The organism is Blautia sp. HCP3S3_H10_2 (assembly GCF_052122375.1).
Classification (GTDB): Bacteria; Bacillota; Clostridia; order Lachnospirales; family Lachnospiraceae; genus Blautia_A.
The window spans coordinates 18,258-33,431 of record NZ_JBQKCL010000005.1 but is presented as its reverse complement, the minus strand read 5'-3'; the positions used below and the strand labels follow the sequence as shown (position 1 = coordinate 33,431).

Here is a 15,174-nt window from a genome sequence, read left to right as displayed (position 1 = left end):
TACTGTTCAAAATAGGCCAAACAGTTGCTACTTTTCAGCATTCCTTACTATAACACCAGTTCCGAATTGATGTCAAGCGACTGTTCATGTCCCGGATTTACTCCCCTTGATGTGCTACTACTCTCTGTTCACCGCGACATAATCATTCACTCAATTCATCACTGTACCTTCACAATATATGTACCTGAATTTTCATCCATAAATACGATTTCTCCTAACGTCTGCAGTAATGCATCATTCAAAGAGTCTTCATATTTTTCCTTCTCCTTGGATCCCACAAATATATAGGAAACATCATACTCTTTCAGAAGTGATCGCACCTGTTCTTCATCCTCGGATGTATAAATAACCGTAATGTCCCCACTCTTCTGGTTCAGGTCATCTGTATCGTTTCTCCACAGCCACTCATGGACATACCAGCCAAGAATCGTTGGAAGACCTGTGGATGCGGAAACACGTTCAAATCCAGTATAGCTGTCTCCATTTGCTTCCAGTACAACAGGTGCCCCTTTCACATTTTCCTTTAGCCACTGAATTGCTGGGGCATCCTCTGAAAAATCCGTCTCCAGATAGCCCAGTGCATAAAGGCCCTGGTATCCAGACGGATTCAATACATTTCCAAACCAGGAGGTAACACTTTTTCCAAAATACCCCACTGTCCAGACCAGGAAAAACAGACATAACCCGGAAATAAATTTAAATATTTTTTGTCTGGATACCACCAGAAGTCTGTAGATCCCATATCCCATAGTCAGAGCAAAGAGAATATATGCCTGATAAGTAAGCTTGAACATAGTGTTCGCCCTTGCATTACCATTTTCATAGATATCACGCACATACACAAATTCCGGAATAGCAACAAGACCTATAGCGCAAAGCCCTGTAATAATCGCAAAAAGGTCAGCTGTGCGTATCGCTTTCATAAGACGGTACAGACTTTTATTCTCCATTCCCCTTAACTTTTCCCAAAGAATCGCAATTATAAAAGCAACTGTAAGAACAGCAGGAAGCCCCCACAATACCATGAGCTGATAAAAATAAGAATGGTATTTCGCTATTCCAACGCCATCCACCATGGTATCAAACTGTAAAGTAAATGGCAGGATTACAAGATAAGCCACCAGATAAATTTCCACCATCTGGACAAATGTCACAGCAATGATTTTCTTTATTTTGCCCTGAAATCTGAGAATGTTTGCAAACAGTACCGTTCCAAGAGTTACTACATAATAAATTACAAAATCCCAGAAATTTGTCCATTGGAACATTCCAAGAAGGACACTTACCACCAGCAAATGGGGCACAAGAAGCTGTTCTTTCCAGAATTTTCCATCTTTCATGGAGACATCCACAGCTACGGTCTTTTTACGCACGCCTCTGAGCCACACATAAAGAAGTGCTATCACAAGAAGCACAAACATAATATTTACTACATGGGCATGAAGGTCACCCAGCACAAAGGAATAGCATGGAAATTCATGTATGGTACGGTCTTCTTCCCGATAAGGATTATACCCGATGTAACGTGTCGCGTCCGGAAACCAGTAGCTGCTTACTTCCTGACCAGTCAGCTTCTCGATCAATGGTATGATCTGTGCATAGATCACATAATGCATATTTCCTGCAATTGAAACAGCTGTACCTGCTGTAAATCCAGCTATAAAGGGAAGTCGTCTGATTGTTTTCCCACTTTTTTGCTGTCCTTTCATACGATCTGCCATCATCTGGTAAACCAGGGAAAACGGCATCACAAAAGCCAGTCCTGCAACAAAGGAGCGCATAAGATTATAAGTCAGTTCCACCTTTGTATGAGAAAGCTTCGTGAGAAATACTGCAAAGTACTGTCCACCGTAATAATAATTAATATGTCCTTCTGAATACCACAGATCCCTTGCCGGAAGTGTAGTACTTCTCATCATGGCTTCCATAAAGCCATAATCCATGAATTTCTCAGTCCCATATGCTGCAGGATGGAAGCCTGCCAGATATGTCCACATAAGAAATGCTGCAAAAAACAGAATTTCTTCCCAATAAATTAAAGAAATATGATCTGCCGGAAAGCACTCAATCCCATCTTTTGATTGTTTTTTCAATAATAGCAGACAGATAACCGCACATATTACAGTTACAGCCACACATGTCAAAGCATTAAAAGAAAGCAGTTTAATTGAAACCAGAAACCAGGTAATAAATCCGGTTGCTGCAATTGCCAGAACTTTTGAAAAAATCCATCCTTTATCCTCAAAACGCCAAAACAGCTTGCCCGTAACAGGCATTGCGGCAAATCCCAGCACTCCCGCCAAAAGCCACCAGGTCCAGAAGGTCCACACATCTCCTTTTAGCAAAAATGCAGACAAGACAAGCAGGACTGCTGCCAGCAAAAGCTTTATGATCATTTGTACCTTTATTTTTTTCTTATTGCTCTGTTCCATAAATTCTGATTCTCCCATCATCTGATTGATAAACCAGAGGATAAGTATCCGCGATCACATCCTCACGGCATTCTTTTTCCTCAAATTTCATCCCATCCTCAAAAAGAATATGGGTAATATGCTCTTTCTCTACTGTTTCTTTCAACACCTGTGCATCCAAAGTGGTGTAAATTTCCACTGCCTGTTCAGCTCTGTAATAAGTATCATATCCAGCTGACCATGCATAATAAGGCCATCCCAGATACAGCATTACCCCGGACATGGTCACCTCATTCATGCTGTATTCCGGAGTAAGGATAAAATCATCTTTTTCAAGATTTTCTGACAGCCAGGTGGTAAGGCTGCTCTTCAGATTGACTGTTACCCGGTGTCCGGAATCATTATCTTTTAATATTACCACAAAATCATAGATTCCTGTAACCGTAAGACTTAGTGCCAACAGTACACTGAGGATTTTCCCAGGCAGACATTTGTGGAACAGTCTGCACACTGCCCCTGCCCAGAAAATCGTAAGAAACGCATATGAGATCATAATGTATTTATGGTTTACATTCACATCAGGGGTAAGTGAAACAATAAAAGCAATTATGGCAGGGAAAAGTACACTTAGCGCAACGGTTCTTTCCATTCTTTTCATAAAAAACACAAGTACGATAATCCCCAGAAAAACCACACCACTGATTTCAAACAGATATGCTGTTATCCCTGTAAGTGACTTGTCATCCGCGAGAAATCCCCAATATACAGATGGCGAGATAACGCTTCCCCACACAAACATTTTAGACTGGATTTCGGAAAACACGACCGTTACCATCGCCATGATAAGATAATCCAGCTTCCCATCTGAAAAAGCAGCAAAGCCCATCAGAATTAAAAGCCCTGCAATTACAGCAGCTCCATTCCAGAAAGAGCAAAGCCCCAAAAGCAGACCAGCCATAAGAGCGGTCTCCGGCTTTTTACATTTCCAGGCTTCTATGGTAAAGAAACGTTTTTTTAGCCACGCGATTCCTTTTTCAGCATGAGCGCAGCCGTCTTCCAGCCACTCCATAAAAATCCATAACACCATGGCTGCCATCAGAAGGCCAAAGCTTAAATGTCGCTGATTCAGATAAACATTAAAATTCCATAACCCCCAGTTTTCATTTGCCGTATAGCCAATAAAAGCTGTATTTTGTGAAAGCGTCTCCCAAAGGTCTCCTGCCTGTAAATGTTCATATACAAACCTGAAAAAGGCAGTTCCACTTCGGAATACCACAAAAACAACTGCCAGCACCCCAGAAGCCATATTTTCATTTAACCGCTTCGCTATGGAATACAGCATCATAAAAAAGCACCAGAGTGACAAGCTGCTCACAAGATTATAGGCAACATCAATACGCATTCCCAGATATTCCAGATTCCCGGTAAGAAACTGAAACATAAAATGATATTTCACGTCCTCACCGCCAAAGTGCGGATACTGGGTCGGAAAATTGTTGCCAAGAGAAAAGGATCTCATCATTGCAGTATGAGGTGCATAGTCCCCAAATACAGTAAATCCAGAATATAAATATTCTCCGCTTACATGAAAAACGAAAAACATAATCCATGTGATCAGGGCCAATAGAACCAGAAAAAAGGCAATTTCCTTTCCCGGTGGAATTTCCCGGCAAACCACTTCCCGGATTTCTTTTAACGAGTGCCTTCTTTTATAATAGATCAGCGCCAACAGACATCCTGCTGCCAGCATCACGATCAGATCTGCACCCAAAAGCGGGGTTTCCATCCCACCACACACGCTAAGCAGCCACGCCGCTATGTACACTGCCCAGGTCAGAAGCAGCACTCCACTTCCAAATGCGCAGGAAAATCCTACCCAGAAGGGGGTTACTCCTTTTTCTTTTATTTTTTGTTCTGACAAAAGTGGTCTGGTGATCTCTTTCCCCAAAAGCACTGCCAGAATCAGATAAAAACATCCAAACATAGTACTCTCCCACTTATTTTTTCCTGTCCAGTATAGCAGAATCTAATACTTCTGAAAAGTATATAGTTCCAGCGAAACATGACGAATTTTCTCATCCTTGCATGCTTTTTACATATTGGACGGCTCCGTCCGCAATGGCTTCTGCTACTCTTTCCTGATACTTCTCCTGAGACAGGCTTGCAGCTTCTTCTGGATTTGTAAGGAATCCACACTCTACAATATTCAAAACTCCCGGACTCCGTTTCAGAAGATAATAGGTCGTGTTGCCCTTTGCCGCTCTTGGTCTTTCCACCTGAAGATACTCATTCAGTTTCTCCTGAATGATCTTCGCCAGCTGTTCTCCCTGTACAGAATCCCGGTAATAAAATACCTGTGGTCCTTTTACAGCAGAGTCTTCATAACTGTTCTGATGAATGCTCAATGTAAGAACTGGTTTCACTTCCTGTATAAGAAGAATTCTTTTTTGCATATCCTGTGCTTTTTTGTTCTTCGCGCCCTCTTCATATAGCCCCTGATCCGTCTCTCTTGTCATCACCACCTGAAAATCTCTTTTTTCCAATGCATCTTTCACTTTCAGACCTATGGCAAGATTAAAATCCTTTTCTTTCAATCCATCAATTCCGATCATTCCCGGATCACTTCCTCCATGCCCGCAGTCTACTACGATCACTTTTTTCTGATTCATCTCCACAGAGACTGCCGCAGCTTCCCTGGACAGATAGTAAAAGCACAGCAGTAAAAGACATCCCATAAGTAATTCCACTATATGCTTTTTCAATAGAAAAACACTCCCCGCCATATATTAAATGCAAAGCCATTTTGCCTTTCACATTATATATATGTTTCAGAGAATGTTTTTATCATTCGTATAAAAGTTTACTGTGCTGTATTGCCAGACAGGTTATCTGTAATCACCTGCCAGATACCGCTATTCTCAAAACCAAGCTTCCATGCTGCCACTCCGGCAAGATTATACTTCTGAACCAGCTGTACCTTGGCTGCAATAGACTGGGAATCTTCGATCCAGATCTGGTAAGTACATCCGTCCTTCTCAAAGCTTCCATAATTCTGGCTCACATCACTATCCCAGTATACCTGGGCATTATTGGTGTTTACCACTTCCTGTGCAGTGTCCATTCCTATCGCTTCGCTTGACAGGCTGCCAGCCTCTGTCTTCCAGAGTCTTGTATAAAACGGCACTGCATTGATCACCCGTTCTGCTGGAACTTCTGCAATGGTATCCTGAATTCCTTTTTCCACCCACGGAAGAGAAGCTACAGAACCAGCCTGCTCCGATCCAACATAATGCTCATCATATCCCATAATAATTACATAATCCACTACTTTGCCCTGCTCAGCACGGTCATAATGGCTGGTAAAATCCTCCGGGACAGGATTATCTACAGAAAGAACCAGATTATTCTTATGGCACTCTATAGAAAGCTCCCGGAGAAATTCCAGAAAGTGTACCCCTACATCCTCGCTAAGCTGCTCGAAATCCACATTGATTCCATCAATTCCCGCACCTACTGCTGCGTTCACCAGCTGTGTGATCAGATTCTGTCTGGAGCTTGTCTTAGACAACACTTCATAAGTGCTGATATCCTGAGTAAAATTATCCACAAGTCCCCATACCTTCAGACCTCTTTCATGGGCTAGTGTCACATAATCAATAGTAGCATTATTGATTATATTTCCACTATTGTCGGTTACATAAAACCAGGTTGGGGAAATTACATTCACACCAGTCATATTCTGGATGGAATCTGAAAGCCCTGCATTTGCATCTGTAGACATTACCTGGTGCCATACCAGGTTTACCGGCTGATCCATGGTAAGATAAGTATAAGCCTCTCCCACAGCTTCCCGGTCCATATTCAAATTCTGTATATCGCTTACGCTTTTCTTCTCTATATAACCGATATATCCATCCCAGGTTGCCACCTGATCCCAATTCTCAAGCTCTTCCATAAGAATCAGGTTATCGCCCTTCTTCACCTGAGTCAGAACTTCAGACTTGATTCCACCGCGATAACGTACATAAGTATCCTTTTTGGCTGAAACAACAGAGACATTTGAAAAATCCTTCTGAATGGCTACACGGTTAGGCTGCTGGTACACATAAGTATCCAGGTCTGTATATCTCTTTATAAAATCAAGGCTCAGATAAACAGTTCCATCTTTTAACCATACATCACTGCCTGCATCCGATGAAGCTGGCGTATATATCAGTTCAGACGGGGTGGCATAAAGAATCTGCTGTCCTTCTTCATCCCAATAATATCTCTGATTCAGATAGCTATCAACCACATCAACTGGAAGATAAGGCTGTTCCCCTGACATCACTGCCTTCTGCTCAAGAATCTGGGTTCCTACTATGATCGCAGCTTCCGAATCATTCATCTGTCCATAATATTCTGTTAAATCCATCTGTTTCCTGGTAGGAATGCGGCGCATGATCAAAGTTGACACGATTCCGATCACCGCGACCACTGCGATCAAAATGCAAACCACAACTACAGGGCTAATTTTTTTCTTCATAAATTTTATCCTCTCGGTAAAAATCTCATTGCAACTATACACTGCTGACTTTTCGCCACAGCCGTTTTACATTATAACACACTTTATTTAGGGATTGTATTCCATAATTCGACTTTTCACAAATTATTTACATTCTCGTATGATTTTAAATGCCGGAAAAACTTTTTGCAAAAGCATGAGTAGGGGGAAACTGCTGTTTCAAAAGAATTTCCGGCATTCTTCAAAATAACTGCTGCATCATTTTCACAGACTATTGCTCATCCTCTACAAAATCAAAATCTACCCGGGCAATATGTCCTTGTCCATCTTCTGTATAATCCCGCATATATCCTCCACCATCTGCAATCTGACAGGCTTTTGCAATGGCTCTGGCATCACTGGGTTTTCCTTCCAGATAAAGAGCAATTCCAAGTTCTTCGTATCTGGTCAGCTCACCTTCCAATGATCTGCAGGATTCTTCATTTCCGGATCGTGATATACGCTTCGTGTCCTGACCTCCTTTCCCTTTTTATGGATTCAGAAAGCACCTGAATCATTTTACAGAAAAAAGAGACGGAACATGGCTTCCTTTCATCTTCAGGGAATATAAACACCGCCACAGCTGAAACGCTGTATGACAGATTGGCGCTGCTTTTAGAAAAAAACAGATGTTAATGTTAATACTTAATACGAACTTGTGATCAGTTTCACTTTTATTCTTGTGAGTCACAGAGCCGTTTCCTTTTTCTTGTGCTTCATTATACGGATTCTTTTTCCATTATGCAATAGCTTTTGACCAGTTTATTCTTTTTTTCTACTCTGTTTCGAAAAATTTAATAATCAGACTCAGATTTACCTGTTTTTTACCTATTGCACTTTTGGGACATATATTATACAATGAAAAATCAAGATGGCTTTTGTTTTATACCATACATTTTGTAAGAACAAAAGACATTTGGTACCCTGGAGCCTGTTTGAAAAAGGGCTCTGACATCATTATTATAGACCGAATATAATACAATTCCACAAAGAACAGGATGTGATCATATGAAAATCGAAAAAATCAGCGACAACCAGATCCGCTGCACACTCACAAAGGAAGATCTTGACAGCCACCAGATCCGTATCAGTGAGCTAGCTTATGGCACTGATAAAGCCAAGAAGCTTTTCAGGGAAATGATGCAGCAGGCTCAGATTGAATTCGGCTTTGAAGCTGATAACATCCCACTGATGATTGAGGCAATTCCCGTAAATGGAGAAAGTGTGATCCTCATTATCACAAAGGTAGAGGATCCTGAGGAACTTGACACCCGTTTTTCCAAATTCTCACCGTATAAAAAATCCAAACCTGACACCCTCCACTTTGATGGCGCAGATAATATCATTGATATTTTCCAGAAGCTGTACGAAGAAGCAAAAAACGCTGAACATAAGACTTCCCAGAAAGGAAAAAGTTCTGACGAAGCTTCGGACTCTCAGACTGCGGATTCCAGCGAAGCCTCCCAAAAAGCTTCCAGTTCAAAGGCCAGAAAGATCTCCGTAAATCTGGTACGGCTTTATACCTTCCATACTCTTGATGATGTAATCGCAGCTGCCCACGGATTGGAAGGCTACTATAATGGGACTAATACACTTTACAAAGATGAAAATGCACACTATCAGCTGATCATACAGCAGTCCTCCTGCACTGCTGAAGAGTTTAATAAAGTCTGCAATATTCTTTCCGAATATGGAAACGGCCGTTCCTTTACCCTTGCCGGTGAGGCACATCTTAAAGAACACGGCGAATTGATTTCCCGCAAAGCATTACAGCAGCTGGCTAAAATCTGAAAGCTGTAAAAACTATAATAAGCTATAAATAAAAGAGACTGGTGCAAGTGCCAGTCCCTTTTATTTATAGCTTATTATCGCTTCAAGCCACAAAAACCTTTCCAGGTTCTCACATACTAACGGCCTGCAAGATAATCATTCAGCTGCTGAAGTAAAACATCAGCATCAATTCCGTGTACCATAGCAGCCTCCTCCAGAGATTCCATCTGTGCAGATGGGCATCCTACACATCCCATACCGGATGCCATAAGAATACCTGCCATATTTGGATCTAACTGAAGAAGCTGACCGATCAGCATATCTTTTGTTACCTGTGCCATGATCTGTTTCCTCCTTTTTTATTAAAACATCATAATTGTTCAGAGCCGACCTCCAAAATGCTTCGCATTTCGTAGATGTGGCATAATCCATGAAAAAATCTGCCGCTTCTAAAAAGCAACAATTATCCACGTTTCATCATTATAATACCAAATACACATTTGCGCAACCACCACAATTCTAAAAATTTGTTTATAATTTTGTACTTGATATCCTATGCCAGATATATTAGAATATAACCATATCCCGAAAGGGAACTAAAGAGATCAAAGGAGGATATAATAATGGCATATGTAATTTCTGACGAGTGCGTAAGCTGTGGAACATGCGAGAGCGAGTGCCCAGCAGGTGCTATTTCTCAGGGAGATGATCATTACGTAATCGACGCTGATTCCTGCATGGAGTGCGGAACTTGTGCCGATGCCTGTCCTACAGGCGCTATCAGCGAGGGTTGATTTTCCCCGTATAAGTAATGATAGCATGAAGAGGAGCTTCCACAGGAAGCCCCTCTTTTTTATTTACCTGTCCTCTTTTTCTTTTTACTCATCTTCTCAGATGCTGCCGCAGCCTCTTTTCTTGCCATCTGCTGTCTTCTGATTGCTGCATCCAGAGTCCGCCATCTTTCCTCTCCCTCTTTTTTCGCATGAAGCTCCTGGGTGATCAGGCGTTCCAGTATTTCCTGAAATTCCAGTATTTTTTCGTTACTTTCTTCTGATTTTTCTACCTTCTTTTGGTTATTTCCAGGAATCACAATATTTTCCTGACTCTGTTCTTCCAATTCTCCTATTATTTCCGTATCAGGCAGATGTATTTTTCCTAAATCCGCAGGGGTGCTCACCTCTTGTCCTTCTGTTCTCACAAGTTTCGGAAGAAGATCGTGTATTGCCCTCAGTTGTAAGCCTCTGTTCTTTAGTTCCTTGATATTCAAAATCAGCTGAATATCATCTTTGGTGTAGCATCGGTGCCCCAGCTCAGTTCTGCGGATTGGAAGTGAAAGCTCTTCTTCCCAGTAGCGAAGGACATAAGATTTCACGCCTGTCATTTTCACAGTCTCGGCCACGGTATAGCATTTTTCCATACTACCCCTCCTCATAAATTTACTGCTATCTACCAGACACATACACATATTTCCCACAGGCAATAGCATAAAATCTACTGTTTTTATTATAACAAAGGGATATTCAAATGCAAGAAAAAAAGGTCGACATAACCTGCCGGCCTTTTCCCTAAACTTCTAAAACTTATCAGCATTCCTGCAAAAGCTTTATAAGATTACTATTAAATCATCACTTTTATTTTTTCATATTAACAAACTGGGTATACTGTGGCAGCCATACCAGTTCCACAGTACCGATAGGACCGTTTCTCTGTTTGGCAATGATGATCTCAGCAATTCCCTTTTTCTCTGTGTCTTTATGGTAATAATCATCACGGTAAATGAACATTACCATATCCGCATCCTGCTCAATAGCACCTGATTCACGAAGGTCAGAAAGCATCGGTCTGTGATCCGGACGCTGTTCAACTGCTCGGCTTAACTGGGAAAGTGCAATAACCGGGACATTTATCTCACGGGCAAGAGCCTTCAGAGAACGGGAAATATCTGAAATTTCCTGCTGTCTGGAATCCGAATGTCCGCTTCCACTCATCAGCTGAAGATAATCGATCATGATAATTCCAAGATTATGCTCCAGCTTGTATTTCCTGCACTTGGAACGAAGCTCCGAAATGGAAATACCAGGTGTATCATCAATGATCAGATTGGAACGGCCAATGATATCAGCACCTTCCACCAGCTTGGTCCAATCTTCGTCCTTCAGGTTACCAGTCCTCATATTCTGGGAATCTACATGTGATTCCATTGCAAGGAGACGGTTTACAAGTTGTTCCTTGGACATCTCAAGACTAAATATAGCAACTGTGACATCTTTACGGAAAGCCATATACTGGGCAATATTAAGGACAAAAGCGGTCTTTCCCATGGACGGACGTGCTGCGATCAATACCAGATCAGAAGCATGCATTCCCGATGTTTTGTAATCCAGATCCACAAAACCGGTAGGAATACCAGTCACCGTTCCTTTCATCTTAGATGCTTTTTCGATATTATTGACTGCATTCAGAACAACCTGCTGGATCGGCACAAATTCATCACTGGAACGGCGCTGAAGAACATTAAACAGCCTCTTTTCCGCCTCCTCCAGGATCATCTGCGTGCCCTCTTTTTCCAGATAGCAGGCATTCTCAACTTCTTCATTTACCTTGATCAGCCTTCTAAGAACTGCTTTCTCACTGACAATATTTGCATAATATTTCACGTTTGCAGAGGTAGGAACAGCAGAGATCAGATCTCTGACATATTCCATGCTGCTGATATCCGGCGGAAGCTCTTTCTCCCTCAGACGGTTCTGGAGAGTGATCAGATCCACTGGTTTTCCTTCATTGCACAATTCCACCATGGCATCAAAAATAATACCATACTGGCTTTGATAGAAATCATCACTTGTAAGAATCTCTGATGCCACCAGAATCGCATCCCGGTCCAGAATCATGGAACCGATCACGGACTGCTCCGCTTCAATGCTATGAGGCAGGATCCTTTTGATCAACGCTTCTTCCATTTAGTGACAAACATCCTCTCTTGTAATCTGCATTATGCCTCTTCTTTTATCCACACCTTCAGACTTCCCGTTACCTTAGGATGAAGCTTAACCGGCACATTTGTCACTCCAAGATTGCGGATTGGATTCGGCAGAACCAGCTTCTTTTTCTCAATATCAAGATTCAGCTGTTTCTTCGCTGCCTCTGAAATTTCCTTGGTGGAAACAGAGCCGAATGTTCTTCCGCCTTCTCCGACTTTCAGGGTAAGGATAACCTCTTTATCTTCCAGATTCTTGGCAAATGCTCTTGCAGCTTCCAGATTCTCCTGGGCAACCTTTTCTTCATTTGCTTTCTGAAGCTTCAGGTCGTTGAGGTTCTTCGGCGTTGCCTCAAGGCCGAGCTTCTTCGGCAGGATCATATTTCTTGCATATCCGTCGCTGACATTTACGATTTCACCTTTTTTTCCAAGAGATTTTACATCTTCTAATAAAATTACTTTCATTCTTTAAATTCTCCTTCCTGGTATAACTGATCTATAATTTCTTTGATCATCTGCTCTGTCTCATCCTCGGTAGCCTTCACCTGGGCTCCTGCAATGTTCAGATGTCCGCCGCCGCCCATGCGTTCCATCATAACCTGCACATTTACTTCATCAATGGCACGTGCACTTACATATACCTCGTTATTATATGGAGTCAGAACAAAAGAAGCCTTTACGCCTGCAATGTTCAGAAGTTCATTTGCAGCCTGTGCACCTACTACAGTAGGACTCTCCAGCCCCTTGCTTGGACATCTTCCGATGGCAAAACAGTTTCTATAGATCTGTGCCGTCCGCACTACCTCGGCTCTGGCCTTATATGCATCTATATTGTCCCGGAGCATTTTGCGTACTCTTGTAATATCCGCACCGTTTCTCCTAAGATATGCAGCTGCCTCGAAGGTACGCACACCGGAACGTGTAGTAAAATTATTGGTGTCGATCACCATACCTGCATACAGACAATCTGCTTCCAGACTGCGAAGCCTTAAGTCCTCATCGAAATACTGAAGGATCTCGGCGACCATCTCGCACGTAGAGGACGCATAAGGCTCCACATAAGAAAGGACCGCATTCTGGATTACTTCGCTGCCCCTTCTGTGGTGATCCAGAACTACTATCGTCCTGGTAAGATACAAAAGATCCTGACATTCTGTATAGCTTGGTTTATTCGTATCAACCACAACCACAACGGTATTATTATCTACAAGCTCTTTTGCCTGGCTGCAGTCTACAAACATAGATGGTTCATAGTCCGGATTATTGATATATCCTGCCATCAGCGGCCGGATCGATGTAGTCGGATCATTTACCACAATGTGTACCGGCTTCCCAAGTGTCTTACCGGCGCGGTAAATACCGATAGCAGCTCCAAGAGCATCCACGTCTGTGATCTTGTGCCCCATAACTACCACACGGTCCTTTGTGCTCATAAACTCTTTCAGGGCCTGTGCTTTTACTCTCGCCTTTACCCTTGTATTCTTCTCCATCTGCTGGGATTTCCCGCCAAAATAAGTAATGGAATCCCCATTCTTAATCACAACCTGGTCTCCGCCCCGCCCAAGTGCCATCTCAATGGCAATACGGCAATATTCGTAATTCTGCAGATAATTAGCACCGTTGAGCCCGATACCAATACTTAACGTAACTGCCATTTCATTACCTATATTGACCGTCTTGACTTCATCCAGAATGTGAAACCTCTGTTCCTTCAAGGCCTCCAGGGAACTTTGACGCATGATCAGGAAATACTTATCTCTTTCCAGCTTACGGACAAGGCCATCGAAATTGGAAAAATATTTGGTGATCTTACGGTCGATCAGTGCAATCAAAAGGGAGCGCCTTACCTCTTCCACGCCTTCCAGCGCTTCTTCATAGTTGTCCAGATATGCAAGTGCCACTACAAGCTTATCATCCTCATTTTTCTGGATATATTCCTGCAGTTCTGTCTCATCGTAGAAAAACATTGCGATAAGATTGATATCTGTGTCTACGTTTTCCAGGATACGCGCTTCATTCACCACATCCTTCATAGTCACCAGCTGCATGGAAACCCGGTAAATACGGTCACCAAAGCTGGTGCTCATTTCTGCGATTTCCTGCTTCTCCGGTATCGGAAGACGTTCCGAAGTTATCTCTGGAAAAATAGTGCTGATATTTTTATTATAGAGCTGTTCTTTCCCAGTAAGCTCTGAAAACACTTTATTTGACCAAATCATTCTTCCATTGGAATCCATGATCGCATAGGGAAGTGCCAAATCATCCAGAAGACGCTTCTCAAGGGATTCATATTGATTCGCAAACGCGATCAGGTCATTAAGAATCAACGGCCTGTGAAAACGGGTAAGTAAAAGAGCTGCCACAACATAAATGATGATTCCCAGTGTGGCAAGAAACCCGGCTTTCACACTTACCATAAAAATAAGAATATCTAACCACACCAGAAGTATCGTCAGATACAGTGGCCATCTCATGAACTGTTTCATCGAGCCCTTGAATTTCAGTTTTTTATTCATAAGTTCATCCTCACTTACAAAACCTCAGATAGCTTGTTTACATAACTACTGTTAAAACTGTCTTTGTAGTATAGTATAACAGATTTCCAAGGATTTTTCCATAGAAGATTAGATAGAAAAACCGCCACCCTTCCGGATGGCGGTTGATACGTCCAATTAGTCCTGGATGTATGGCATCATAGCAAGATGACGTGCTCTCTTAACAGCAACAGTCAGAGCTCTCTGATGTTTTGCACAGTTTCCTGTGATTCTTCTAGGAAGGATTTTTCCTCTCTCAGAAACATATTTTCTTAATTTAGCTACATCCTTGTAATCGATTTCGTTATTCTCTTTACCACAGAATACGCAAACTTTTTTTCTTCTGCGGCCGCCTCTTCTCTTCATTGGAGAATCTGGTCTTTCGCTTCTATTATTGTAAGCCATGTTGGTTTTCCTCCTGTTTTATTCAGTTCTTAGAGCCAGGCTCTAGTTAAATGGCAATTCTTCATCAATGCCATCTGGAATGTTCATAAAGCCTTCTGCAGCAGTTCCCGGGTTCGGCATGGATGCCTCCGGAGCACTTGTACGTGGATGGGAAGCAGCATAATTGTCGCTGGCAGCCTTGCTTTCAACAAACTCCTGATCCTCCACAACAACCTCTGTAGTATAGACTTTCTGTCCCTCGCGGTTGGTATAGCTTCCAGTCTGAATACGGCCTGTAACAGCAATCTTCAGTCCCTGTCTGAAATACTTCTCTGCAAATTCCGCTGCACGTCCAAAAGCAATACATGGAATGAAATCCGCACTTGCTTCTCCATCACGACGAAATCTTCTGTCTACCGCTAATGTGTATCTGGCAATCGCCAGTGCATTCTCTCCTGCGGAATATCTTACCTCAGGATCTCTGGTTAAGCGTCCCATTAAAATTACTTTGTTCATTTTTCTTACCTCTCTTAATATGCTAAGTGAACGGGCTCT

Annotated in this window: 14 protein-coding genes; 2 read left to right on the top strand and 12 right to left on the bottom strand. The window is 42.3% G+C overall.

The window, feature by feature from the left end; genetic code table 11:
* Positions 1–158 precede the first annotated feature (158 nt).
* The 5 genes from ACTQWB_RS06530 to ACTQWB_RS06510 form a co-directional block, all read right to left on the bottom strand.
* Complete coding sequence (locus tag ACTQWB_RS06530) at positions 159–2,432, bottom strand: DUF2298 domain-containing protein (protein WP_441501164.1); 2,274 nt, start codon at positions 2,430–2,432, stop codon at positions 159–161.
* Positions 2,416–4,395: a hypothetical protein gene (locus ACTQWB_RS06525; protein ID WP_441501163.1), complete on the bottom strand. Its 1,980-nt coding sequence runs from the start codon at positions 4,393–4,395 to the stop codon at positions 2,416–2,418. Before ACTQWB_RS06525 ends, ACTQWB_RS06530 begins: the two co-directional genes overlap by 17 nt.
* Positions 4,396–4,486: 91 nt before the next feature.
* On the bottom strand, positions 4,487–5,173 hold the full coding sequence (locus ACTQWB_RS06520; RefSeq protein ID WP_441501162.1) for an N-acetylmuramoyl-L-alanine amidase: 687 nt from the start codon (positions 5,171–5,173) through the stop codon (positions 4,487–4,489).
* A gap of 98 nt (positions 5,174–5,271) precedes the next feature.
* A complete protein-coding gene (locus ACTQWB_RS06515; RefSeq protein ID WP_441501161.1) occupies positions 5,272–6,936 on the bottom strand; it encodes a glycosyl hydrolase family 18 protein in 1,665 nt (554 codons plus the stop codon).
* A gap of 250 nt (positions 6,937–7,186) precedes the next feature.
* On the bottom strand, positions 7,187–7,378 hold the full coding sequence (locus ACTQWB_RS06510) for a hypothetical protein (RefSeq protein ID WP_441501160.1): 192 nt from the start codon (positions 7,376–7,378) through the stop codon (positions 7,187–7,189).
* A gap of 584 nt (positions 7,379–7,962) precedes the next feature.
* Between ACTQWB_RS06510 and ACTQWB_RS06505 the strand changes: the two genes are divergently transcribed.
* Positions 7,963–8,745: an adaptor protein MecA gene (locus tag ACTQWB_RS06505; protein WP_441501159.1), complete on the top strand. Its 783-nt coding sequence runs from the start codon at positions 7,963–7,965 to the stop codon at positions 8,743–8,745.
* A gap of 116 nt (positions 8,746–8,861) precedes the next feature.
* Here the strand turns inward: ACTQWB_RS06505 and ACTQWB_RS06500 are convergent, their stop codons facing one another.
* Entirely contained in the window at positions 8,862–9,065 is a 204-nt protein-coding gene (locus tag ACTQWB_RS06500; RefSeq protein ID WP_226819240.1) for a DUF1858 domain-containing protein, read from the bottom strand.
* 282 nt (positions 9,066–9,347) lie between these two features.
* Here ACTQWB_RS06500 and ACTQWB_RS06495 point away from each other — a divergent pair, with 282 nt between their 5' ends.
* Positions 9,348–9,518, top strand: a complete 171-nt coding sequence (locus ACTQWB_RS06495) for a DUF362 domain-containing protein (RefSeq protein WP_226819241.1) — start codon at positions 9,348–9,350, stop codon at positions 9,516–9,518.
* 59 nt (positions 9,519–9,577) lie between these two features.
* Here ACTQWB_RS06495 and ACTQWB_RS06490 read toward each other — a convergent pair whose 3' ends face one another.
* From ACTQWB_RS06490 to ACTQWB_RS06465, 6 genes are all read right to left on the bottom strand, one after another.
* The gene (locus tag ACTQWB_RS06490) at positions 9,578–10,141 is read right to left on the bottom strand and encodes a helix-turn-helix domain-containing protein (protein ID WP_441501158.1); all 564 of its coding nucleotides are present in this window, start codon (positions 10,139–10,141) and stop codon (positions 9,578–9,580) included.
* Between the two features lie 214 nt (positions 10,142–10,355).
* A complete protein-coding gene (gene dnaB / locus ACTQWB_RS06485; RefSeq protein WP_441501157.1) occupies positions 10,356–11,684 on the bottom strand; it encodes a replicative DNA helicase in 1,329 nt (442 codons plus the stop codon).
* A 32-nt stretch (positions 11,685–11,716) separates the two neighbouring features.
* The gene (gene rplI / locus ACTQWB_RS06480; RefSeq protein WP_441501156.1) at positions 11,717–12,166 is read right to left on the bottom strand and encodes a 50S ribosomal protein L9; all 450 of its coding nucleotides are present in this window, start codon (positions 12,164–12,166) and stop codon (positions 11,717–11,719) included.
* Positions 12,163–14,217 (bottom strand): DHH family phosphoesterase, encoded by a 2,055-nt coding sequence (locus ACTQWB_RS06475; protein WP_441501155.1) that lies wholly within the window; start codon positions 14,215–14,217, stop codon positions 12,163–12,165. Before ACTQWB_RS06475 ends, rplI begins: the two co-directional genes overlap by 4 nt.
* A 156-nt stretch (positions 14,218–14,373) precedes the next feature.
* Entirely contained in the window at positions 14,374–14,640 is a 267-nt protein-coding gene (gene rpsR, locus ACTQWB_RS06470; RefSeq protein ID WP_118583682.1) for a 30S ribosomal protein S18, read from the bottom strand.
* A 42-nt stretch (positions 14,641–14,682) separates the two neighbouring features.
* On the bottom strand, positions 14,683–15,135 hold the full coding sequence (locus ACTQWB_RS06465) for a single-stranded DNA-binding protein (protein ID WP_441501154.1): 453 nt from the start codon (positions 15,133–15,135) through the stop codon (positions 14,683–14,685).
* Positions 15,136–15,174: the final 39 nt, after the last annotated feature.

Bases quoted from the DNA above. Each gene is read 5' to 3' on its own strand.
- ACTQWB_RS06500 (WP_226819240.1), bottom strand. From the start codon at position 9,065: ATGGCACAGGTAACAAAAGATATGCTGATCGGTCAGCTTCTTCAGTTA.
- ACTQWB_RS06530 (WP_441501164.1), bottom strand. From the start codon at position 2,432: ATGGAACAGAGCAATAAGAAAAAAATAAAGGTACAAATGATCATAAAG.
- dnaB (WP_441501157.1), bottom strand. From the start codon at position 11,684: ATGGAAGAAGCGTTGATCAAAAGGATCCTGCCTCATAGCATTGAAGCG.
- ACTQWB_RS06490 (WP_441501158.1), bottom strand. From the start codon at position 10,141: ATGGAAAAATGCTATACCGTGGCCGAGACTGTGAAAATGACAGGCGTG.
- ACTQWB_RS06525 (WP_441501163.1), bottom strand. From the start codon at position 4,395: ATGTTTGGATGTTTTTATCTGATTCTGGCAGTGCTTTTGGGGAAAGAG.
- ACTQWB_RS06475 (WP_441501155.1), bottom strand. From the start codon at position 14,217: ATGAATAAAAAACTGAAATTCAAGGGCTCGATGAAACAGTTCATGAGA.
- ACTQWB_RS06515 (WP_441501161.1), bottom strand. From the start codon at position 6,936: ATGAAGAAAAAAATTAGCCCTGTAGTTGTGGTTTGCATTTTGATCGCA.
- rplI (WP_441501156.1), bottom strand. From the start codon at position 12,166: ATGAAAGTAATTTTATTAGAAGATGTAAAATCTCTTGGAAAAAAAGGT.
- ACTQWB_RS06505 (WP_441501159.1), top strand. From the start codon at position 7,963: ATGAAAATCGAAAAAATCAGCGACAACCAGATCCGCTGCACACTCACA.
- rpsR (WP_118583682.1), bottom strand. From the start codon at position 14,640: ATGGCTTACAATAATAGAAGCGAAAGACCAGATTCTCCAATGAAGAGA.
- ACTQWB_RS06465 (WP_441501154.1), bottom strand. From the start codon at position 15,135: ATGAACAAAGTAATTTTAATGGGACGCTTAACCAGAGATCCTGAGGTA.
- ACTQWB_RS06495 (WP_226819241.1), top strand. From the start codon at position 9,348: ATGGCATATGTAATTTCTGACGAGTGCGTAAGCTGTGGAACATGCGAG.